This window comes from Micromonospora sp. NPDC005237 (assembly GCF_040607775.1).
Lineage (GTDB): Bacteria > Actinomycetota > Actinomycetes > Mycobacteriales > Micromonosporaceae > Micromonospora.
This window is the reverse complement of sequence record NZ_JBEXHJ010000003.1, coordinates 725172-744795: the sequence shown is the minus strand read 5'-3', so window position 1 is coordinate 744795 and position 19624 is coordinate 725172. Positions and strand designations below refer to the sequence as shown.

General features: G+C 72.4%; 16 protein-coding genes. 13 read left to right on the top strand and 3 right to left on the bottom strand.

Features of this window, described 5'->3' with window-relative positions; translation table 11 throughout:
• Nucleotides 1-259 precede the first annotated feature (259 nt).
• Nucleotides 260-3406, top strand: a complete 3147-nt coding sequence (gene ileS / locus ABZT87_RS12310) for an isoleucine--tRNA ligase (RefSeq protein ID WP_355135358.1) — start codon at nucleotides 260-262, stop codon at nucleotides 3404-3406.
• A 98-nt stretch (nucleotides 3407-3504) separates the two neighbouring features.
• On the top strand, nucleotides 3505-4194 hold the full coding sequence (locus tag ABZT87_RS12305; RefSeq protein ID WP_354857892.1) for a lysophospholipid acyltransferase family protein: 690 nt from the start codon (nucleotides 3505-3507) through the stop codon (nucleotides 4192-4194).
• 416 nt (nucleotides 4195-4610) lie between these two features.
• Here the strand turns inward: ABZT87_RS12305 and ABZT87_RS12300 are convergent, their stop codons facing one another.
• The gene (locus ABZT87_RS12300) at nucleotides 4611-6005 is read right to left on the bottom strand and encodes a hypothetical protein (RefSeq protein ID WP_355135356.1); all 1395 of its coding nucleotides are present in this window, start codon (nucleotides 6003-6005) and stop codon (nucleotides 4611-4613) included.
• 155 nt (nucleotides 6006-6160) lie between these two features.
• On the opposite strand from ABZT87_RS12300, the gene ABZT87_RS12295 reads away from it, so the two are divergent.
• The 8 genes from ABZT87_RS12295 to ABZT87_RS12260 all read left to right on the top strand — a co-directional run bounded on the left by ABZT87_RS12295 (nucleotide 6161) and on the right by ABZT87_RS12260 (nucleotide 15688).
• The gene (locus ABZT87_RS12295; RefSeq protein WP_354857897.1) at nucleotides 6161-8137 is read left to right on the top strand and encodes a TIGR03960 family B12-binding radical SAM protein; all 1977 of its coding nucleotides are present in this window, start codon (nucleotides 6161-6163) and stop codon (nucleotides 8135-8137) included.
• A 178-nt stretch (nucleotides 8138-8315) separates the two neighbouring features.
• A complete protein-coding gene (locus ABZT87_RS12290; RefSeq protein ID WP_355135414.1) occupies nucleotides 8316-9035 on the top strand; it encodes a TIGR03936 family radical SAM-associated protein in 720 nt (239 codons plus the stop codon).
• Nucleotides 9036-9166: 131 nt separating this feature from the next.
• The gene (locus ABZT87_RS12285; RefSeq protein WP_355135354.1) at nucleotides 9167-12220 is read left to right on the top strand and encodes an Rne/Rng family ribonuclease; all 3054 of its coding nucleotides are present in this window, start codon (nucleotides 9167-9169) and stop codon (nucleotides 12218-12220) included.
• A gap of 117 nt (nucleotides 12221-12337) precedes the next feature.
• Nucleotides 12338-12850 (top strand): hypothetical protein, encoded by a 513-nt coding sequence (locus ABZT87_RS12280; protein WP_355135352.1) that lies wholly within the window; start codon nucleotides 12338-12340, stop codon nucleotides 12848-12850.
• A 166-nt stretch (nucleotides 12851-13016) separates the two neighbouring features.
• Nucleotides 13017-13331, top strand: coding sequence for a 50S ribosomal protein L21 (gene rplU, locus ABZT87_RS12275; RefSeq protein WP_007464063.1), 315 nt, complete (start codon nucleotides 13017-13019; stop codon nucleotides 13329-13331).
• An 11-nt stretch (nucleotides 13332-13342) separates the two neighbouring features.
• On the top strand, nucleotides 13343-13597 hold the full coding sequence (gene rpmA, locus ABZT87_RS12270) for a 50S ribosomal protein L27 (protein WP_074313740.1): 255 nt from the start codon (nucleotides 13343-13345) through the stop codon (nucleotides 13595-13597).
• A 95-nt stretch (nucleotides 13598-13692) separates the two neighbouring features.
• Complete coding sequence (gene obgE, locus ABZT87_RS12265; protein WP_354857905.1) at nucleotides 13693-15168, top strand: GTPase ObgE; 1476 nt, start codon at nucleotides 13693-13695, stop codon at nucleotides 15166-15168.
• A 70-nt stretch (nucleotides 15169-15238) separates the two neighbouring features.
• Nucleotides 15239-15688: a GNAT family N-acetyltransferase gene (locus tag ABZT87_RS12260; RefSeq protein WP_354857907.1), complete on the top strand. Its 450-nt coding sequence runs from the start codon at nucleotides 15239-15241 to the stop codon at nucleotides 15686-15688.
• A gap of 52 nt (nucleotides 15689-15740) precedes the next feature.
• On the opposite strand, the gene ABZT87_RS12255 is transcribed toward ABZT87_RS12260, so the two are convergent.
• A complete protein-coding gene (locus ABZT87_RS12255) occupies nucleotides 15741-16232 on the bottom strand; it encodes a DUF4383 domain-containing protein (RefSeq protein WP_354857909.1) in 492 nt (163 codons plus the stop codon).
• Between the two features lie 232 nt (nucleotides 16233-16464).
• Between ABZT87_RS12255 and ABZT87_RS12250 the strand changes: the two genes are divergently transcribed.
• The 3 genes from ABZT87_RS12250 to ABZT87_RS12240 are packed head-to-tail and all read left to right on the top strand — an operon-like array spanning nucleotide 16465 to nucleotide 18435.
• Nucleotides 16465-17289 (top strand): hypothetical protein, encoded by an 825-nt coding sequence (locus ABZT87_RS12250; protein WP_354857912.1) that lies wholly within the window; start codon nucleotides 16465-16467, stop codon nucleotides 17287-17289.
• A 31-nt stretch (nucleotides 17290-17320) separates the two neighbouring features.
• Nucleotides 17321-17788, top strand: a complete 468-nt coding sequence (locus ABZT87_RS12245) for a phage holin family protein (protein WP_354857914.1) — start codon at nucleotides 17321-17323, stop codon at nucleotides 17786-17788.
• Nucleotides 17785-18435 carry a DUF3618 domain-containing protein gene (locus ABZT87_RS12240; protein ID WP_355067042.1) on the top strand — a complete coding sequence of 217 codons (651 nt, stop codon included), beginning with the start codon at nucleotides 17785-17787 and terminating at the stop codon, nucleotides 18433-18435. Before ABZT87_RS12245 ends, ABZT87_RS12240 begins: the two co-directional genes overlap by 4 nt.
• 108 nt (nucleotides 18436-18543) lie before the next feature.
• Here ABZT87_RS12240 and ABZT87_RS12235 read toward each other — a convergent pair whose 3' ends face one another.
• Entirely contained in the window at nucleotides 18544-19578 is a 1035-nt protein-coding gene (locus tag ABZT87_RS12235) for a glycosyltransferase (protein WP_355135350.1), read from the bottom strand.
• Nucleotides 19579-19624: the final 46 nt, after the last annotated feature.

Genomic DNA, 19624 nt, shown 5'->3' with positions numbered 1-19624 from the left:
TGGGTGGGTCTTGTATCGTTGAGCACCGTAAGGCGATGACCCGGCCATCACCGGTGAGCCTCCGGAAGAACAGCCGGGCAACCGGCCCAGTAGAACCGGACGGGTGCGGCCCGTCACAGCCGGCAAATGAGCGGGCGGTCGATCCTGACCGCCAAGCGGGGTGGTACCGCGGGCCACCCGGGAGCGCCGTCGTCGGCGTACCCGGAAGGTTCGTCCTCGCAGACCCACGTTGAGTGAGCTGCGAGGAGAGCGACAGGCGATGGCCTATCCGTTGCACGACCCGACCGCCGCCGGTGTGCCGGCGAGCCCGGACCTGCCCGCGGTCGAGCGCCGGGTGCTGGAGCACTGGACGGCCGACAAGACCTTCGAGGCGTCGGTCGAGGCCCGCCCCGCCGGCACCGACGGCAAGAACGAGTACGTCTTCTACGACGGCCCGCCGTTCGCCAACGGCCTGCCGCACTACGGCCACCTCTTCACCGGCTACGTCAAGGACGTGGTGCCGCGCTACCAGACCATGCGCGGTCGGCACGTCGAGCGGCGCTTCGGCTGGGACTGCCACGGCCTGCCCGCCGAGGTGGTGGCCGAGAAGCAGCTCGGCATCACCAGCAAGGCGGAGATCATCGACCTGGGCGTGGCCCGGTTCAACGAGGCCTGCCGCACCTCGGTGCTGGAGTTCACCCAGGACTGGGAGCGGTACATCAACCGGCAGGCCCGGTGGGTCGACTTCGCCAACGACTACAAGACCCTCGACCTGGACTACATGGAAAGCGTCATGTGGGCCTTCAAGACCCTGCACGACAAGGGTCTGATCTACGAGGGTTTCCGGGTGCTGGCGTACTGCTGGCGCTGCGAGACGCCGCTGTCGAACACCGAGACCCGGATGGACGACGTCTACCGGGACCGGCACGACCCCACCCTGTCGGTGTGGTTCGGGCTGACCGCCGACGAGTCCGCCCCGGAGCTGGTGCGCGGGCCCGTCAAGCTGGGCGTCTGGACCACCACGCCGTGGACCCTGCCGTCGAACCTGGCGCTCGCCGTCGGCCCCGACATCGAGTACGCGGTGCTGGAACGCGACGGCGAGCGGTTCGTGGTGGGTGCCGCGCGGCTCGGGGCGTACGCCAAGGAGCTGGAGGGGTACGAGCAGGTCGGCACGGTGTACGGCCGGGACCTGGTCGGGCGCCGCTACACACCGCTGTTCGACTTCCTCGTCGAGCAGGCGGGCGAGAACGCCTACCAGGTGCTCGGCGCGGAGTTCGTCACCACCGAGGACGGCACCGGGATCGTGCACCTCGCCCCGGCGTTCGGCGAGGACGACCAGAACGTCTGCAACGCCGCCGGCATCCCCACCATCGTCACGGTGGACGACCACACCCGGTTCACCGCGCTCGTTCCGCCGTACCAGGGTGAGCAGGTCTTCGACGTCAACAAGCCGGTGATCCGCGAGCTGAAGGACCGGGGGGTGGTGCTCAAGCAGGACACCTACACCCACTCGTACCCGCACTGCTGGCGCTGCGACACCCCGCTGGTCTACAAGGCGGTGTCGTCCTGGTTCGTCGCGGTGACGCAGTTCCGGGACCGGATGGTCGAGCTGAACCAGGAGATCAACTGGACGCCCGGCCACATCAAGGACGGCTCGTTCGGCAAGTGGCTGGCCAACGCACGGGACTGGTCGATCAGCCGGAACCGGTTCTGGGGCTCCCCGATCCCGGTGTGGAAGTCCGACGACCCGAACTACCCGCGCCTGGACGTCTACGGCTCCCTCGCGGACATCGAGCGGGACTTCGGCGTACGCCTGAGCGACCTGCACCGGCCGGCGGTGGACGACCTGGTCCGCCCCAACCCGGACGACCCGACCGGTCAGTCGATGATGCGTCGGGTGCCGGAGGTGCTGGACTGCTGGTTCGAGTCCGGGTCGATGCCGTTCGCCCAGGTGCACTACCCGTTCGAGAACGCGGACTGGTTCGAGCACCACTACCCGGGTGACTTCATCGTCGAGTACATCGGGCAGACCCGCGGCTGGTTCTACACCATGCACGTGCTGGCCACCGCGCTGTTCGACCGGCCGGCGTTCCGCAACTGCCTGAGCCACGGCATCCTGCTCGGCTCGGACGGGCGCAAGATGTCCAAGAGCCTGCGCAACTACCCGGACGTCTACCACGTGTTCGACTCGTACGGCTCGGACGCGATGCGCTGGATGCTGATGTCATCGCCGGTGCTGCGCGGCGGGGACATGGCAGTCACCGAGGCGGGCATCCGCGACGCCGTCCGGCAGGTGCTGCTGCCGTTGTGGAACGTCTGGTACTTCTTCTCGCTCTACGCCAACGCGGACGGGTACCAGGCGCGGCGGCGCACCGACTCGACGCACCTGCTCGACAGGTACGTGCTGGCGAAGACCAACGAGCTGGTGTCGACGGTCAGCGCGCAGATGGACGCGTACGACATCTCCGGCGCCTGCGCCACCGTGCGGTCCTACCTGGACGCGCTGACCAACTGGTACGTGCGCCGCTCGCGGGACCGGTTCTGGTCCGGCGACGCCAACGCGTTCGACACCCTGTCGACCGTGCTGGAGACGCTCTGCCGGGTGGTGGCGCCGCTGGCGCCGCTGACCGCGGAGGAGATCTGGCGCGGGCTGACCGGGGAGCGCTCGGTGCACCTGACCGACTGGCCGGAGGCGAGCGAGTTCCCGGCCGACCACGACCTGGTCGCCGCCATGGACAACGTGCGGGCCGTGGCCTCGGCGGCGCTGTCCCTGCGCAAGGCCAAGGGTCTGCGGGTACGGCTGCCGCTGTCGAAGCTGACCGTGGCCTCGCCGGCGGCGGAGCAGCTGCGACCGTTCGCCGACCTGATCGCCGACGAGGTCAACGTGAAGGCGGTGGAGTTCAGCGCCGAGCTGGCCGCGTACTGCGAGCAGGTGTTGACCGTGGTGCCCCGGGCGCTCGGCCCGCGCGTCGGCAAGCAGGTCCAGCAGGTGATCAAGGCGGTCAAGGCGGGCGAGTGGGAGCTGGTCGACGGCGCCCCGATGGCCGCCGGCATCACCCTGGCCGAGGGCGAGTACGAGCTGCGCCTGGTCGCCGCCGACGCCGAGCACTCCGCGCCGCTGCCCGGCGGCGAGGGCGTGGTCGTGCTGGACACCGAGGTCACCCCGGAGCTGGCCGCCGAGGGCCTGGCCCGCGACGTGGTGCGGGTGGTGCAGCAGGCCCGCCGCGACGCCGACCTGGACGTCTCCGACCGGATCGTGGTGTCGGTGTCGGCGTCCGAGGAGGTGCGCGCGGCGGTGAGCGCGTACGTCGATTTCGTCGCAGGTGAGGTGCTGGCCGACTCGATCGACTTCGCCGAGGGCCTCGACGGTTTCGCCGGCGAGGTGGGCGAGGGCGAGCGGGTTACGGTCATCGTCCGCCGGGTGTAACGCGCGGGTAGCGGACGCCTCCCCACCTCCGTCCGGGAGGTGTGGAGGCGTCCGCTACCGTGACACCGCCTGCTCGCACCTCATCTGCCGGAGGACCAGTGCCCCTGCTCTACACCATCGGCAAGCTCACCGTGGCGCCCACGCTGCGGTTGGCGTTCCGCCCGACCGTGGAGGGTCTGGAACACGTGCCGGAGACCGGCGGCGCGATCTTCGCCGGCAACCATCTCTCGGTGGCCGACGAGCTGTTCCTCGGCACGGTGGTGCCCCGGCACCTGGCGTTCTGGGCCAAGTCGGAGTACTTCAAGGGCACCGGCGTGAAGGGCGCGTTCTCGAAGTTCGTCCTCACAGGTCTGGGCGCGATCCCGGTCGAGCGGGCCGGTGGGCGGGCCGCGCTGTCCGCGTTCGACGCCGCCATCCCGGCGTTGCAGGGCGGAGACCTGGTGGTGGTCTACCCGGAGGGCACCCGCTCCCCGGACGGCAAGCTCTACCGGGGGCGGACCGGGGCGGCCCGGCTGGCCATCTCCGCCGGTGTGCCGATCATCCCGGTCGGCACGATCGGCACGGACAAGGCCCAGCCGATCGGCGCCCGGGTGCCCCGCCCCGGCAGCGCCAAGATCACCGTCCGGTTCGGCAAGCCGCTGGACTTCACCGGTCGCCCGGACGACCGCGCCTCGCTGCGCCAGATGACCGACGAGCTGATGAGCGAGATCCAGAAGCTCACCGGCCAGGAGTACGTCCCGCGCTACGCCCCGCCGCGCGCCCACCCGGACCCGACCGGCGACGTCTGACCGGCGACGCCTGATCCGCGGGCCGGGGTCGTGTTGCCCCGGGATCTGCGGCGCTTGGCCCGCGCTGACCACGCGATGTGTGGCGCGGCGCCGGGACTGCGGCGTCTGAACCGCGCCGGGCCGGGGCCTCGGTTCCTTCCCGCGCGTCTGGCCGCCCACGGCGGACCCTTCGTCCGGGGCACTCGCTCCTCGAAGCGGCATTCCTGTGAGTCATAAAGATGACTCACAGGAATGCCGGTCTCCGGCCCGCTTCGTCCGCGTGACGTCACGGGGCGTAACGGGGCCGCCGGTGGTCGCGGTTCCGCTGACCCACTCGGGTCCGCGATCCGCCGCCCGGCCCGGCCCCGCGATCCGCCGGCGGCCCGGCCCGCCCCGCCGTCGACGGTGCGGCGTCGCTCCTGTGGCCGGGGCGCGGCTCAGCCCCGCTCGGGCTGAACGATCTGGCCGCGCAAGGTTTTCAGCAGGTCGGCGCTGTCGACGACGGAGAGTCGGGTGAACACTCCGGTGGCGATGCTGCCGTGGTCGACCGAGGTGCACACCACCACGTCGCCGTCGGCCGGCCGGCCGATCGCGCAACGCTCGTGCCGACCCCGTACGCCGGTCTGCACCGTCTCGGGCGACTCCAGCGCGTAGCGCTCCTTGAGCCGCGTGATTTCCGCGTTCGCGTCCGCCTCCGGGTTCAGCCGGAAGCCGGTCCCGCCGAAGACCGTCACCCGCTTGCCGTCCGCCGTGGCGTACACGCCGGCGAAGGTGTCCTCGGCCAGCCAGTTCTCCTGGCGTACCTCGTTCTCCAGCTGTCGGGCCGCCGCGGCGCTGCCGTCGTCCTGACGCAGGCTCAGATCGGCGACCTGCTCGGGCAGCGCGGCGCGGGCCGGGTACTGCGACGAGATCGGCAGGCCGTAGTAGGCGGGACATCCGCAGCAGCAGGCCAGGGTGAGCAGCAGAAGCCACGGCCAGCGACGCCGACGGCGGACCGGGACCGGCACGTACCCCTTCGGGGCCTCCCAGCCCGGCGGTGGCGTCACCGGCGGTGGCGTGGCCGAGCGCCGGCCCCGCCGCTGCTTCGGCACCCGAGCGGGCGGCACCGGCCGCACCGGCGCGGCGGGTCGGCCCGTGCCGGGCTGCGCCGGCAGGGCGGGCCGGGCTGGCGGCGCCGGGTGGGCTGGCGGCGCCGGGTAGGTGGGTCGCGCCGGGTAGGCGGGCGACGTCGGGTGGGCGGGTGACGGCGACACCGGGTGCATCCCCACCGGCGGTGCGGGCGGCCCGGACCACTGCCGGGTCGACGGGGGCGCCGGGTAGTCCAACGTCGGGGGCAGCGGGGGCAGTTCGGCGGAGGGCAGGTCCCAGTCGCCGGTGTCCACCCCGGCCCACGGGTCGACCGGGGTGCGGTGCTCGGGTGGCTGCTCGGGCAGGGGCGGCGGCGGGGTCGGCTCGGCCGACTCACCCCAGGCACGCCTGCGCGGCAGCGGAGGAGGGACCGGCGCGGACCCACTCCACCGCGGCGCGGGGGAGTCCGCGGACGCGGCCGGCTGGGCCGCGGGCTCCTGGGCCGTCGGCTCCGGCTGGGCCGTGGGCTCCTGGGCCGTTGGCTCCGGCTGGGCCGCGGGCTCCTGGGCCGTCGGTTCCGGCTGGGCCGCGGCTTCCTGGGCCGCGGGCTCCTGGGCCGTGGGTTCCGGCTGATCGGGGGCGGCGGGGTGGTCCGGCGGTACGGGTGGGGAGGTCGACTCGTCGGCGACCGCCAGAGCGTCGTCCGGCTCCGGGCCCGGGGTGCGCCCGTCGGCCGGCCGTGCTCCCGGCTGGGGCTCCGGCATCGCGGCAATCTCCTCTCGCGCCGGTCCGAGGTTAGTACCGCGTCGCCACCGCCGCCGCCCGGGCATCCAGGCGGAGTGCGTGCACAGGTGGTTGGTCGGGCGGCATCGTGGCGTGCGCGCGGTCACCGGCGGGCGGGCGCGTACCCTTGGGCATCATGAGTGCCCCGTCCACGACGCCGCGCGCGGCCGCGACCAATTCCGTCTGGCCCCGGCTCGAGCCGCTGCTCCCTCAGGTCTCCAAGCCCATCCAGTACGTCGGCGGTGAGCTGGGCGCGGTGGTCAAGGACTGGGACGCCGCGACGGTGCGCTGGGCGCTCATGTATCCCGACGCGTACGAGGTGGGCCTGCCCAACCAGGGTGTGCAGATCCTCTACGAGGTGCTCAACGAGCTGCCCGACACCCTCGCCGAGCGGACGTACGCGGTCTGGCCCGACCTGGAGAACCTGATGCGCACGCACGGCGTGCCGCAGTTCACCGTCGACGCGCACCGGCCGGTGCGCGATTTCGACGTCTTCGGCATCTCCTTCTCCACCGAGCTGGGCTACACCAACATGCTCACCGCGATCGACCTGGCCGGCATCCCGATGCTGGCCGCCGACCGCACCGACGCCGACCCGGTGATCGTGGCCGGTGGGCACGCCGCCTTCAACCCGGAGCCGATCGCCGACTTCATCGACGCCGCCGTTCTCGGCGACGGCGAGGAGGCGGTCCTGGAGATCACCGCGATCGTCCGGGAGTGGAAGGCCGAGGGCTCCCCGGGTGGCCGCGACGAGCTGCTGCTGCGGCTGGCCCGCACCGAGAGCGTGTACGTCCCGCGTTTCTACGACGTGGACTACCTCCCGGACGGGCGGATCCAGCGGGTCGTGCCGAACCGGGCAGACGTGCCGTTCCGGGTGCACAAGCGCACGACGATGGACCTGGACGCGTGGCCGTACCCGAAGAAGCCCCTCGTCCCGCTCGCCGAGACGGTGCACGAGCGGTACGCGGTGGAGATCTTCCGGGGCTGCACCCGGGGCTGCCGGTTCTGCCAGGCGGGCATGATCACCCGTCCGGTGCGGGAGCGGTCGATCACCACCGTCGGGCAGATGGTGCGCGAGGGCCTGGAGTTCTCCGGCTTCTCCGAGGTGGGCCTGCTGTCGCTCTCCTCGGCCGACCACTCCGAGATCGGCGACATGTGCTCCGGCCTGGCCGAGCAGTACGCGGGCACCAACGTGTCGCTGTCGCTGCCGTCGACCCGGGTCGACGCGTTCAACATCGACCTCGCGCAGGAGTTGTCCCGCAACGGGCGGCGTACCGGCCTGACCTTCGCCCCGGAGGGCGGGTCGGAGCGGATCCGCAAGGTCATCAACAAGATGGTGTCGAAGGAAGACCTGATCCGGACGGTCGTCACCGCGTACAGCAACGGTTGGCGGCAGGTGAAGCTCTACTTCATGTGCGGCCTGCCCACCGAGACCGATGAGGACGTCCTCGAGATCGCCGACATGGCCCACGAGGTGATCAAGGCCGGTCGGGCCGCGACCGGCTCGAAGGACATCCGCTGCACGGTCTCCATCGGCGGGTTCGTGCCCAAGCCGCACACCCCGTTCCAGTGGGCCGCCATGGAGCGCCCGGAGGTCATCGACCACCGGCTCAAGATCCTCAAGCAGGCCATCAACTCGGACCGCTCGCTGGGCCGGGCCATCGGCTACCGCTACCACGACGGCGAGCCGTCGCTGATCGAGGGCCTGCTCTCCCGGGGTGACCGCCGGGTCGGCTCGGTGATCCGCAAGGTGTGGGAGGACGGCGGCCGGTTCGACGGGTGGAGCGAGCACTTCTCCTACCAGCGCTGGGTGGACGCGGCGGCCGAGACGCTGCCGGCGTTCGGGGTGGATCTCGACTGGTACACCACCCGCCAGCGCGACGAGCTGGAGGTCCTTCCCTGGGACCACCTGGACTCGGGCCTGGACAAGGACTGGCTCTGGCAGGACTGGCAGGATTCGCTGAGCGAGTTCGAGCAGGACGACTGCCGGTGGACCCCGTGCTTCGACTGCGGTGTCTGTCCCTCGATGGACACCGAGATCCAGATCGGCCCCACCGGCAAGAAGCTCCTGCCCCTGACGCCGATCAAGGGCCTGAAAACCCCCACGCCCTGACCCCCGGCCCTCCCGGCCCCGCCCGTCGCCCGCGTCGATCATGAAGTTGTTGCCCGGAACACCGCGTGTCACCGACAATAACTTCATGATCAACCGGTGCTGAGTTCCGAGGAGCGAGACGATCAGTAAGAAAAACCAGCCGGAGGGTGGGCAGGCGCCGGTCGTTCAGCGCGCCCGCATCCGGTACGCCAAGCGCGGGCCGCTGCGGTTCACCTCGCACCGGGACTTCGCCCGGGCGTTCGAGCGTGCGCTGCGCCGTGCCGCCGTACCGATCGCGTTTTCCCAGGGCTTCACCCCGCACCCGAAGATCTCCTACGCCAGCGCCGCGCCCACCGGGGTGGCGAGCGAGGCGGAGTACCTGGAGATCGGCCTTCAGGCGCCGGTCGAGCCGGAGGCGCTGCGCACCGCGCTCGACGCCGCGCTCTCACCCGGGCTGGACGTGCTGGAGGTGGTGATCGCCGAGGGCGGCAGCCTGGCGGACCGCATCGAGGCGTCGCACTGGCACATCGAGCTGCCCGAGGTCGACACGGAGACGCTGCGCGCCGCCGTGGACGCCTTCACCGCTGCCGACGAGGTGCTGGTCGAGCGGATGACCAAGCAGGGGCGACGCACCTTCGATGCCCGTGCGGCGGTTATGTCGATCGATGTCCCCTCCCCGACGCAGACGCCTTCCGGGGCGCCGGCCGTACCGTGTGCGATACTCGAACTGGTCGTGCGGCAGGTCACCCCGTCCGTACGGCCCGATGACGTCCTTTCCGGCCTCCGCGTGGTGGCCGACCTGGAGCCGCCGGTCTCGCCGAGGGTGACCCGGCTGGCTCAGGGCACGCTGACCGCGCAGGGTGCGATCGTGGATCCGTTGGATGCGGATCGCGGCGGGGCAGCCATCGTTGGGCACTGACCGACGGTCAGCGCTCTTGCAGGCAGACTTCGGCGGTCGCGCACCACGCGCGCCCGGCGGAAACACTTTTGCGGCGACCCTGCGTGGCAGCGCTCACCCGCGCCCGGGGCAGCCAGAACTGGAGAACGTCCATGCTCGAGAACGAGCCCGAGGGCGGCGAACGGACCGGTTCACAGCCGGCCGGCGACACCGCTGACCAGAGCACCACCACCGACGGCGCCGCCGGTGCGCAGCAGGCGGGCGCGGAGAGCGCCGAGGCTGCCGCACCGCCACGGCGGGCGCGGGCCACCCGGCGTCGGGCCGCTCCGCTCAACCAGCCGGAGCAGGCCGAGGCGCCCGTCGAGGCGTCCGCCGGCGGGTCCGGCGCCGTCGAGTCGCCGCAGGCGGAGGTCTTCGCCCCGGTCTCCGGTGACCTGGACGTCGCCCCGAAGACCCCCCGACGCCGGCGCAAGGCGGCCCCCGTCGAGACGACCGCCGAGGAGCCGCTGGTCGCCGCCAGCGCGGAGCTGGCCTCCCCCGAGGTCGTTCCTCCGGTCAAGGTGACCCGCACCCGGCGCAAGAAGGCAACGCCCGCCGTCGAGGAGCCGCCGGCCGTCGTGGAGCCCGCCGCCGCCGAGGAGCCCGCCGTCGAGGAGCCCGCCGCAGAGGAGCCCTCCGCCGAGGGGGACGCCGCTGAGACGTCGGCGGAGTCCGACCTGCGTCAGGCGGAAGCCGAGCTGAACGAGGCGCAGACCCCGCCGGACGGAACCGGCGCCGAGCAGGCGTTCGGTGACGCGCGGGAGCGCTCCGGCGAGGTGGCGCCCGGTGTCGCCGTGGCGAACGTGGCCGATGAGCCGATCGAGCCTGCCGAGGTCGTCGAGGCCGAGCAGCCGCGCACCCGCCGTCGGCGGGCCGCGCTCTCCGCACCCACAGTGCTGTTCATGGCACCCCAGCCGGACGCCGTGCCGGTGACCCGGCCGGCGGAGCCCGCTCCGGTGGCCGAGGAACCGGCCGTCGAGGCCGAGCCGTCCCGTCGACGGCGGCGCGGTCGCCGCGACGTCGAGCCGGTGGAGCCGGTCGAGGCCGAGGAAGAGCCGACCGAGGAGGCCGACGAGGCCGCCGAGGTGGACGAGGACGACGAGGACAGCGCCGCCGCGCGTCGCCGCCGTCGGCGTGGCCGCCGGGGTCGGGGCCGGGGCAAGGGCGGTGCCGACGACGCCGAGGACGAGGAGTCCGACGAGGCGGCGCAGGCCGACGAGGAGGAGACCGCCGAGGCCGAGGCCGAGGGGGACGAGGACGAGGAGACCGAGGGCGGAGACGGGTTGACCCGTCGTCGCCGTCGTCGCCGCCGTCGCGGCGCCGGTGACACCGAGGGAGCCGCCGACGACGGCGTGCCCACCGTGGTCAAGATCCGCGAGCCGCGTCGCACGGTCGACGAGGTCCAGGGCGTGTCCGGCTCGACCCGGCTGGAGGCCAAGCGCCAGCGTCGCCGGGACGGCCGGGAGCAGCGGCGTACGCGGCCGCCGATCCTCAGCGAGTCGGAGTTCCTGGCCCGCCGGGAGGCGGTCGACCGGGTCATGGCGGTCCGGCAGCGTGGTGACCGCACCCAGATCGCCGTCCTGGAGGACGGTGTGCTGGTCGAGCACTACGTCACCCGTAACTCCTCGGGCACCATGGCCGGCAACGTCTACCTGGGCAAGGTGCAGAACGTGCTGCCCAGCATGGAGGCGGCGTTCGTCGACGTCGGCCGGGGCCGCAACGCGGTGCTGTACGCCGGCGAGGTCAACTGGGACACCTCCGGCCTGGAGGGGCGTGCCCGCTCGATCGAGCAGGCGCTGCGCTCCGGCGACTCGGTGCTGGTCCAGGTCACCAAGGACCCGATCGGGCACAAGGGCGCCCGGCTGACCAGCCACATCGCCCTCTCCGGCCGGCACCTGGTCTACGTGCCCAACGGCAACGCGTCCGGGATCAGCCGCAAGCTGCCGGACACCGAGCGCAAGCGGCTGCGCGACGTGCTCAAGAAGCTGGTCCCGGACGGCGCGGGCGTGATCGTCCGCACCGCCGCCGAGGGCGCCAGCGAGGACGAGCTGGCCCGCGACGTCAAGCGGCTCCAGGCGCAGTGGGAGGACATCCAGGCCAAGGCCGCCGAGGGTGGCGCCCCGGCGCTGCTCTACGGGGAGCCCGACCTGGTCATCCGCGTGGTCCGGGACCTGTTCAACGAGGACTTCCGCGAGCTGGTGATCGAGGGCGAGCAGTCGTACGACATCGTCGAGTCGTACCTGTCGCACGTCTCTCCGGACCTGGTCGACCGGGTGCGCCGGCACGTCGGGACGAGCGACGTCTTCGCCGAGTACCGGATCGACGAGCAGATCATCAAGGGCCTGGACCGCAAGGTCTTCCTGCCCTCCGGCGGCTCGCTGGTGATCGACAAGACCGAGGCCATGACGGTCGTCGACGTCAACACCGGTAAGTACACCGGCTCCGGGGGCAACCTGGAGGAGACCGTCACCCGCAACAACCTGGAGGCGGCGGAGGAGATCGTCCGCCAGCTCCGGTTGCGCGACATCGGCGGCATCGTGGTGATCGACTTCATCGACATGGTGCTGGAGTCGAACCGGGAGCTGGTGCTGCGCCGACTCACCGAGTGCCTGGGCCGGGACCGGACCAAGCACCAGGTCACCGAGATCACCTCGCTCGGTCTGGTGCAGATGACCCGTAAGCGGATCGGCGCGGGCCTGCTGGAGGCGTTCAGCGAGACCTGCGAGTGCTGCAAGGGCCGGGGCGTCATCATCCACACCGAGCCGGTGCCGGAGAAGCCGCATACCGGTGGGGCCGCGGAGAAGGTCAAGGCGGTCGCCTCGTCGGCGCCGGCCGCTCCGGCCGTCGAGGCCGGCACCGCGTCGTCCCGCCGCCGGGCGCGCAAGAGCGCCCCGGCCGAGCGCGCGGTGGTCGAGGTCGTCGACACCGACACCAGCGTCGAACCGGACGCCGACTACCAGGACACCATGGGGTACGACCTGTCCCGCTACGAGGCGGAGACCGAGGCGGCGCCGGCGGTGTCCGACAGCCTGCAGGGCGAGTCGGCCCGGCTGGCCGCGGCGGACGACCCGGACGCGCTCGCCGACGGCGACACCGACGAGGAGGCCGGTGGCGCGGGGCGTCGCCGCTCCCGCCGCGGTGGCGCTCGTCGGCGGACCCGCCCCTGACGGCCTGACCGGCCCGGTGTTTGACGAGGTCCCTTTCCCGGCAATGTGACGGGGAGGGACCTCGCCGTTCCGGTCACCCCGGGCCGGGAGCGGTCGCCCCCCGGTCAGGAGAAGAAGATGCCTCGCCTGCTCGCCGTCACCGTGCTGGGGGCCGTGCTCGCCGTCGGAGCCGGCTGCTCCGCCGACCGGTCGGTCGATGCGGGCCCGACCGGCGCGACCGCCGGGGCTTCCGGCCCGGCCGCCGGGTCCGGGGGCGCTCCCGGCGGGTCGACCGGTACGCCGGTGGGTGGCGGTGTCGCGGGCGACAATCGGCAGGTGTGCGCCGAGGCGCAGCAGGCCGGCGCCACCGCCGTCCGGGAGTACGTGGCGGAGCTGGGCCGGATGGTCGCGGCGGTGGGTGCGGGGGACACCGCCACCGCCGATGCGGCCCGCACGAGGGCGCAGACGGCGCTGGCCGGGTGGCGGGCCGCGCTGCGGAAGCAGTCGGCGCGGTCCACCGATCCGCAGCTCAAGACGCTGCTCAGTGACCTCGGCACGGAGGTCGCCGCACTCGGCGCGGACGTCGAGTCGATCGACGAGACCGAGCTGGACCGGCTCCAGCAGCGCCTCGACCAGCTCTGCGCCCGCTGACCAGGGCGGGCCGGTTTGGGGTCCGGGCCGGCAATGGCGTACTCTTGCCTGCGGCCCACCTTTGGTGTGCCGAGTTCCCGTGTGCCCGCGCCGCCGTGCACTGCTACCCGGCGAGCCGCCGCGGGGACGACCGCCAGCAGCCTCAACGACAGGGAGTCCGCCTCCGATGTACGCGATCGTCAAGACCGGCGGCAAGCAGTACAAGGTCGCCGAGGGCGACGTGATCGAGGTCGAGAAGCTCACCGGTGCCCCCGGTGACGCGGTGAAGCTCACCGCGGTGCTCCTCGTCGACGGTGACGACCTGGTGACCGACGCGGCGAAGCTTGCCGAGGTCGCGGTGTCCGGCGAGATCGCCGCGCACACCAAGGGCCCGAAGATCCGGATCCACAAGTTCAAGAACAAGACCGGCTACCACAAGCGCCAGGGTCACCGCCAGCCGTTGACCCAGGTCAAGGTGACCGGCATCTCCAGCGGGAAGTAGGTCGTCCTCCAATGGCTCACAAAAAGGGTGCGTCCAGCTCGCGTAACGGTCGTGACTCCGCGGCCCAGCGACTCGGCGTGAAGCGCTTCGGTGGTCAGGTCGTCAGCGCCGGTGAGATCCTCATCCGGCAGCGTGGCACCAAGTTCCACCCCGGTGACCTGGTCGGCCGTGGCGGCGACGACACGCTGTTCGCGCTGTCCGCCGGTGCGGTCCTGTTCGGCACCAAGCGCGGTCGCAAGACCGTCAGCATCGTTCCGCAGCAGTAGCTCTCGGGCTTAAGCGGGCCGCGGACCTCCGGGTCCCGGCCCGCTTAGCCTTTTTCACGAAGTGCGAGGTGGACCTCGCTGGAAGGATTGACGCCGTGGCGACGTTCGTTGACCGGGTCGTCCTGCATCTGCAGGCCGGCGATGGTGGGCACGGTTGTGTCTCGATCCACCGCGAGAAGTTCAAGCCCTTCGGCGGGCCGGACGGCGGCAACGGCGGGCACGGCGGCAGCGTGTCGCTGGTGGTCGACCCGCAGGTGACCACGCTGCTCGACTTCCACTTCCACCCGCACGTCAAGGCCGACAACGGCAAGGGCGGCGCCGGGTCGAACCGGGACGGGGCCAACGGCCACAACCTGGTGCTGAAGGTGCCCAACGGCACGGTGGTCCAGACCACCGACGGCACCGTGCTGGCCGACATGGTCGGCGCCGGCACCACCTTCGAGGTGGCCCGGGGCGGGCGCGGCGGGCGCGGCAACGCCTCGTTGGCCAACGCCAAGCGCAAGGCTCCGGGCTTCGCCGAGCTGGGCGAGCCCGGCGACCAGCTGGACATCGTGCTGGAGCTGAAGAGCGTCGCCGACGTGGGCCTGGTGGGCTTCCCGTCGGCCGGTAAGTCGTCGCTGATCTCGGTGATCTCCGCCGCGAAGCCGAAGATCGCCGACTACCCGTTCACCACCCTCGTGCCCAACCTCGGTGTGGTCCGGATGGACAACCACACCTTCACCGTCGCCGACGTGCCGGGCCTGATCCCGGGCGCGGCCACCGGCAAGGGCCTGGGCCTGGAGTTCCTGCGGCACATCGAGCGCTGCGCGGTGCTGGTGCACGTCATCGACTCGGCGACCCTGGAGCCCGGCCGCGACCCGGTCGCCGACATCGACGCCATCGAGGCCGAGCTGAGCCAGTACGGCGGGCTGACCGACCGCCCACGGCTGGTGGCCGTGAACAAGGTCGACGTGCCGGACGGCCGGGACCTCGCCGAGATCGTCCGCCCGGATCTGGAGGAGCGCGGCTACCGCGTGTTCGAGGTCTCCGCGGCCACCCGGGAGGGGCTCAAGGAGCTGACGTACGCGATGGCCGAGCTGGTCGAGGCGGAGCGCAAGGCGGCGCCGCCGGCCGAGCCGACCCGGATCGTGATCCGGCCGATGGCCGTGGACGACGCCGGCTTCACCATCACGGCCGAGGCCGACGGCTCGTTCACCGTCCGCGGCGTACGCCCGGAGCGGTGGGTCAAGCAGACCAACTTCGACAACGACGAGGCGGTCGGCTACCTCGCCGACCGGCTGGCCCGGCTCGGCGTGGAGGACAAGCTCGCCAAGGCCGGCGCCCAGCCCGGTGACCTGGTCCGGATCGGTGAGCGCGAGTTCGACTGGCAGCCGACGCTGTACGCGGGTGTGGAGTTCGCGCCCGGCAACCGGGGCACCGACGTCCGCCTGGAGGAGAAGTCGAACCGGGCCTCGGCGGCGGAGCGGCTCGCCGCCCGCAAGGCCCGCCGGGTGCGCTCGGCGGACGAGGTGGGCGCGGACTCGTCCGACGACGACGTCGAGGACATCGAGGACGAGGACGACGCCGAGTAGCCCGTTGCTCTCCGTGATCGGGACGACTGCCGGAAACCTCCGCGAAATCCACCCCGCCTAGCGTGGGGTGATGCTGATCGAGTCGCGGCCCGCCACCGATCCCGAGATCGCCGCCCTGGTCGTCGCCCAGCAGCGTGAGCTGCGCGAGGCCGACGGCGGGCTGGACGGGCAGGTCACCGTCGCCCACGACGACATCCGCTACCTGGCGGTGGTGGTGCACGGCCGGGCGGTCGCCTGCGGCGGGCTCCAGTCGCTCGACGCCGTCACCGGCGAGGTCAAGCGGATGTACGTCCGGCCCGCGTACCGGGGCCGGGGCATCGCCCGCCAACTGCTCGCCGCGTTGGAGGAGTGCGCGTTCCGGCAGGGGCACACGGTGGTCTGCCTGGAGACCGGCACGTACCTGCCGGCGGCCATCGGGCTGTACACCTCGTGCGGCTACGAGCCGGTCCCGGTGTACGGGGAGTACGTCGGCAACCCGTACAGCGTCTGTTTCGCCAAGCGGCTCCCGGTCGCGGCCTGACGGCGACGGGTCGCTCGCCCGCGGTGGCGGTCAGGCGCCGTGAATCGGCAGGTCAAGGCCGGTCGATCGGGGTGTCCAGGCGCCCACCGGTGCCCACCTGGTTGGACAGCAGCAGCCCGAGCGCGAGCATGCCGAAGCCGAGGGCGAGGTGCAGCCAGTTGTCGGCGTCGTTGACCGGCAGGATGTTCGCTCCGGCCTCGGGGTCGACCGCCTCGATCCCCAGGCCGTACAGCCAGAGGGCCAGGTAGATCGCGCCGCCGCCGGCCAGGAAGAGCCGGGCGCCGGCGACGCTGCGGGCCAGCACCAGGCCCACCAGCCCGAACAGCAGGTGCACCGCGTTGTGCAGGATCGACACCTGGAACAGCCCGAGCAGCTTGGCGTCCGAGTGGTGCCCGGCGAAGGTCAGCTCGCCGTAGTCGGTGGTGATGCCGGGGATGTAGCCGAGGATTCCGATCAGCAGGAAGACCCCGGCCACGACAAGCGCGACCACCTGCACCCGGGGTCGGGAGGCTGCAGGTCGGCCACCTCGCGCGTCTCGTGCCATCCCTGCCCCCTTTTCGTGGATCTGCCGGTCCCGCGAACCTCGCTGTCCGCAGCGGCGACGTGACGCAGCCCGACGATCCTCCATTTTGAAGTCGATCCCACCGGCCGCGCAGAGAAATGCACGAACAGGTATGGAAGCCGAAACGGAGGGTAGGTGAGTTGTCAGCGGCCACTGCGTCACGGCCGCATCCCCCCAGCACAACCGCGACGACTTTCCGAGCGGAAGGGAAATCATGACTTACGAAGTGTCACCCACGTCTTCCACGTACGGGCACGAGTCCACCAACGGCGGCGGCGTCCGCGAGCAGGCCCGCCACGTCGGGTCCGAGGCGGCGCACGCCGGTGGGGCGGTCGCCCAGACCGCGAAGGAGCAGGGCACCGAGGTCGGCCGCGAGGCCGCCCGGCAGGCCCGCAACCTCTACGGCGAGGCCCGCACTCAGCTCGCCAGCCAGACCGGTGAGCAGCAGCGCCGGGCCGCCGGCGGACTGCGGTCGATCGCCGACGAGATGCGCACCATGGCCGAGCAGGGTGGCCAGGCCGGCCCGGTGAGCGAGCTGGCCCGCCAGGCCGCCGACCGGGTGCACGGTGTGGCCGGCTGGCTGGAGGAGCGCCAGCCCGGCGACCTGATCAACGAGGTACGCGACTACGCGCGGCGCAACCCGGGCACCTTCCTGGTCGGCGCGGCGGTGCTCGGCGTGCTGGCCGGCCGCCTGACCCGCGGCATCTCCGACTCCGGCGACCACTCCGGCAACGGCTCCGCGGGCTACCGCGGCAACGGGGCGTACGACCCGGAGCAGACCGCGGTGATCCCCACGCCGCCGCCGGCACCCCGCACGACCGCGGACACCACCCCGGCGGGCGGCTACCTCGACCCGACCCCCGGGACGTACACCGAGCCGACCTCCGGCGGCTACAGCGACCCGACGCCCGGCGGCTACAGCGACCCGACCCGTCCGGACGGCTACACCGAGCCGGCCAGCACCGGTCAGCCGCTGCCGCCGGTGACCCAGACCGACCCGCTGCCGGGCGTGCCGTCCAGCGGCAGCCCCCGCCCGTGAGGCGCCGAGTCATCCGAAGGGAGGCGACGGCATGACCATGCCGACGCAGGGGTCCGGCCTGGACTCCGGTTACCACCCCGACGCGGGTGCCCCGCACACCGCGGCGGAGGTGAAGGGCAGCTCGCTCGGTGACCTGATGCGTCAGGTCACCACCGACCTGTCGACGCTGATGCGCCAGGAGGTCGAGCTGGCCAAGGCCGAGATCCGCCAGGAGGGCAAGAAGGCCGGCAAGGCCGCGGGCCTCTTCGGCGGCGCTGGCTTCGGCGGCTACATGGTGGCGTTGTTCGTCTCCATCGCCGTGTGGCAGTTCCTGGACAACGTCATGGACTCCGGCCTGGCCGCGCTGATCGTGGCCGTCATCTGGGCCGTGGTCGCCGCCGTCCTCTACTCGATGGCCAAGAAGAACGCCCAGCACGTACGCGGGCTCAAGCAGACCAACGACAGCGTGCAGCGGATCCCCGACGCGCTCAAGCCCCACCCGGAGGGAGTCACCCGATGAGCACCGATCCCGACCAGATCCGCCGGGAGATCGAAGCCACCCGCAACAGCCTCAGCTCCGATGTGGACGCGCTGGCGTACAAGGTCAGCCCGAGCCGCATCGTCGACGACCGCAAGCAGCGGGCCCGTTCCGCGCTGCAGAATGTGAGGGACAAGGTCATGGGAACCGCGTCTGACCTCGGCCACGGCACCGGCCACGCCGCCCACTCGGTGGGTGACCGTGCCTCCTCGGCGGCCTCCAGCGTCAGCGACGCCGCGCACTCGGCGGCCTCCTCGGTCAGCGACGCCGCCCACAGCGCGCCCCGGGTCATCCGGCAGAAGTCGCAGGGCAACCCGCTGGCCGCCGGCCTGATCGCCTTCGGGGTCGGCTGGCTGGCCTCCTCGCTGATCCCGGCCTCCCGCCGGGAGCAGCAGGCCGCCGCTCAGGTCAAGGACAAGGTCAGCGAGCACAGCGGCGCCGTGAAGGAGAAGCTGGGCGAGGTGGCCAGCGAGCTCAAGAACGAGCTGCGCGAGCCGGCCCAGCACGCCGCCGAGTCGGTGAAGTCCACCGCCCAGGACGCCGTGCACGCGGTCAAGGACGACGGCCGGTCGGCCGCCCAGGACGTGAAGGACCAGGCCCAGCAGGCCCGCCAGCAGGTCAGTTCCTGAGCCCACCGCAGTCGGCGACAGCTCGCGGTCACCCCGGTGGCCGCGAGCTGTCGCATGTCCACCCGCGCCCCGACGCGGTCACGGTGCAGCGGTGGTGCGGACGCCTGATCAGCGCCCGCGTCGGCCGGGTCGGCGAGCGGCCTGGCGGATACGGGCGTTGCCGTAGCGGACTCCGCCGAGCAGGAGGCGCTGGGCGACCGCCAGCCAGCTGCAGATGCCACGTTCGAGCAGCCAGAGTGGGGCGGCCAGCGAGGTGCTCGGTGGGAAGACGGTCCCGCCGTCGGCGCGGCGGCGGCCCACCTCGGCCACGGCGACGACAGTTGCCGCCGTGCCGAGCAGCAGCCGGGGCCGCCGCGCCGCGACCGCCGCGGCCAGCGCCGGCAGGACCGCGAGCGCGGTCAGCAGGCGGGCCGGCTGGGCCAGATCGTCGTACGCCTGGCGGACCCGCTGGCCCCGGAAGTGCGTCGCGTCCGGCGGCAGCCGGCGTACGTACAGCCAGGGCGGCGCGACCTCGACACCGCCGTACGCGCGCACGGTGCGGATCAGCTCCAGGTTCTCGAAGAGCACGTCCGGGTCGTACCCGCCCATGGCGAGGAACGTGCTGCGGCGCACCGCGAGGGTGCCGGGATAGTCGTCTCCGAGCGCCCGGTTGAGCAGCGTCCGCCCGGTGTCCCACCAGGCGTGCCAGGGCAGTGGGTCGAAGTAGTTCTGCGGCCGGACCAGGTCGACCCGGCCCAGCAGCCGGTGCACGGCGCGCAGCCCGGCCTCGTCGTACCGGACGTCGTCGTCGGCGATGACCACGTGTTCGTGGTGTGCCGCGTCGACGCCGGTGTGCACCCCGACCACCTTGCCGTTGTGCCCTCGCCCGGCGGGATCGGGCGGCAGGTGCCGGACCAGCCCCTGCCAGGCCACCGCGTGCCGGGCGAAGAGCTCCGGCGGTGACCCGTCGACGACGAGCACCTCGACGAGGCCGCTCAGCCGGCGCAGGTAGCCGGTCAGCTCGTCCAGACCGCTGTCGGTGTGCCAGCGCAGCGGCAGCACGTACGCCATCGGCAGGACGGTCGGCGGCAGGGTGGTCGGCGGTGTGCCGGTGTTGTCGTGCCCGGCTCGCCGGGCGGCGTCACCGGCGGCCGGGAAGGGCATCGGCGCCTCCTGGGCAGGCGGTCCGCGGCCGGCGGTGGGCGGGCCG

Bases quoted from the DNA above. Each gene is read 5' to 3' on its own strand.
- ileS (WP_355135358.1), top strand. From the start codon at position 260: ATGGCCTATCCGTTGCACGACCCGACCGCCGCCGGTGTGCCGGCGAGC.
- ABZT87_RS12300 (WP_355135356.1), bottom strand. From the start codon at position 6,005: ATGCCGGAGCCCCAGCCGGGAGCACGGCCGGCCGACGGGCGCACCCCG.
- ABZT87_RS12295 (WP_354857897.1), top strand. From the start codon at position 6,161: ATGAGTGCCCCGTCCACGACGCCGCGCGCGGCCGCGACCAATTCCGTC.
- ABZT87_RS12285 (WP_355135354.1), top strand. From the start codon at position 9,167: ATGCTCGAGAACGAGCCCGAGGGCGGCGAACGGACCGGTTCACAGCCG.
- ABZT87_RS12280 (WP_355135352.1), top strand. From the start codon at position 12,338: ATGCCTCGCCTGCTCGCCGTCACCGTGCTGGGGGCCGTGCTCGCCGTC.
- rplU (WP_007464063.1), top strand. From the start codon at position 13,017: ATGTACGCGATCGTCAAGACCGGCGGCAAGCAGTACAAGGTCGCCGAG.
- rpmA (WP_074313740.1), top strand. From the start codon at position 13,343: ATGGCTCACAAAAAGGGTGCGTCCAGCTCGCGTAACGGTCGTGACTCC.
- ABZT87_RS12260 (WP_354857907.1), top strand. From the start codon at position 15,239: ATGCTGATCGAGTCGCGGCCCGCCACCGATCCCGAGATCGCCGCCCTG.
- ABZT87_RS12255 (WP_354857909.1), bottom strand. From the start codon at position 16,232: ATGGCACGAGACGCGCGAGGTGGCCGACCTGCAGCCTCCCGACCCCGG.
- ABZT87_RS12250 (WP_354857912.1), top strand. From the start codon at position 16,465: ATGACTTACGAAGTGTCACCCACGTCTTCCACGTACGGGCACGAGTCC.
- ABZT87_RS12245 (WP_354857914.1), top strand. From the start codon at position 17,321: ATGACCATGCCGACGCAGGGGTCCGGCCTGGACTCCGGTTACCACCCC.
- ABZT87_RS12240 (WP_355067042.1), top strand. From the start codon at position 17,785: ATGAGCACCGATCCCGACCAGATCCGCCGGGAGATCGAAGCCACCCGC.
- ABZT87_RS12235 (WP_355135350.1), bottom strand. From the start codon at position 19,578: ATGCCCTTCCCGGCCGCCGGTGACGCCGCCCGGCGAGCCGGGCACGAC.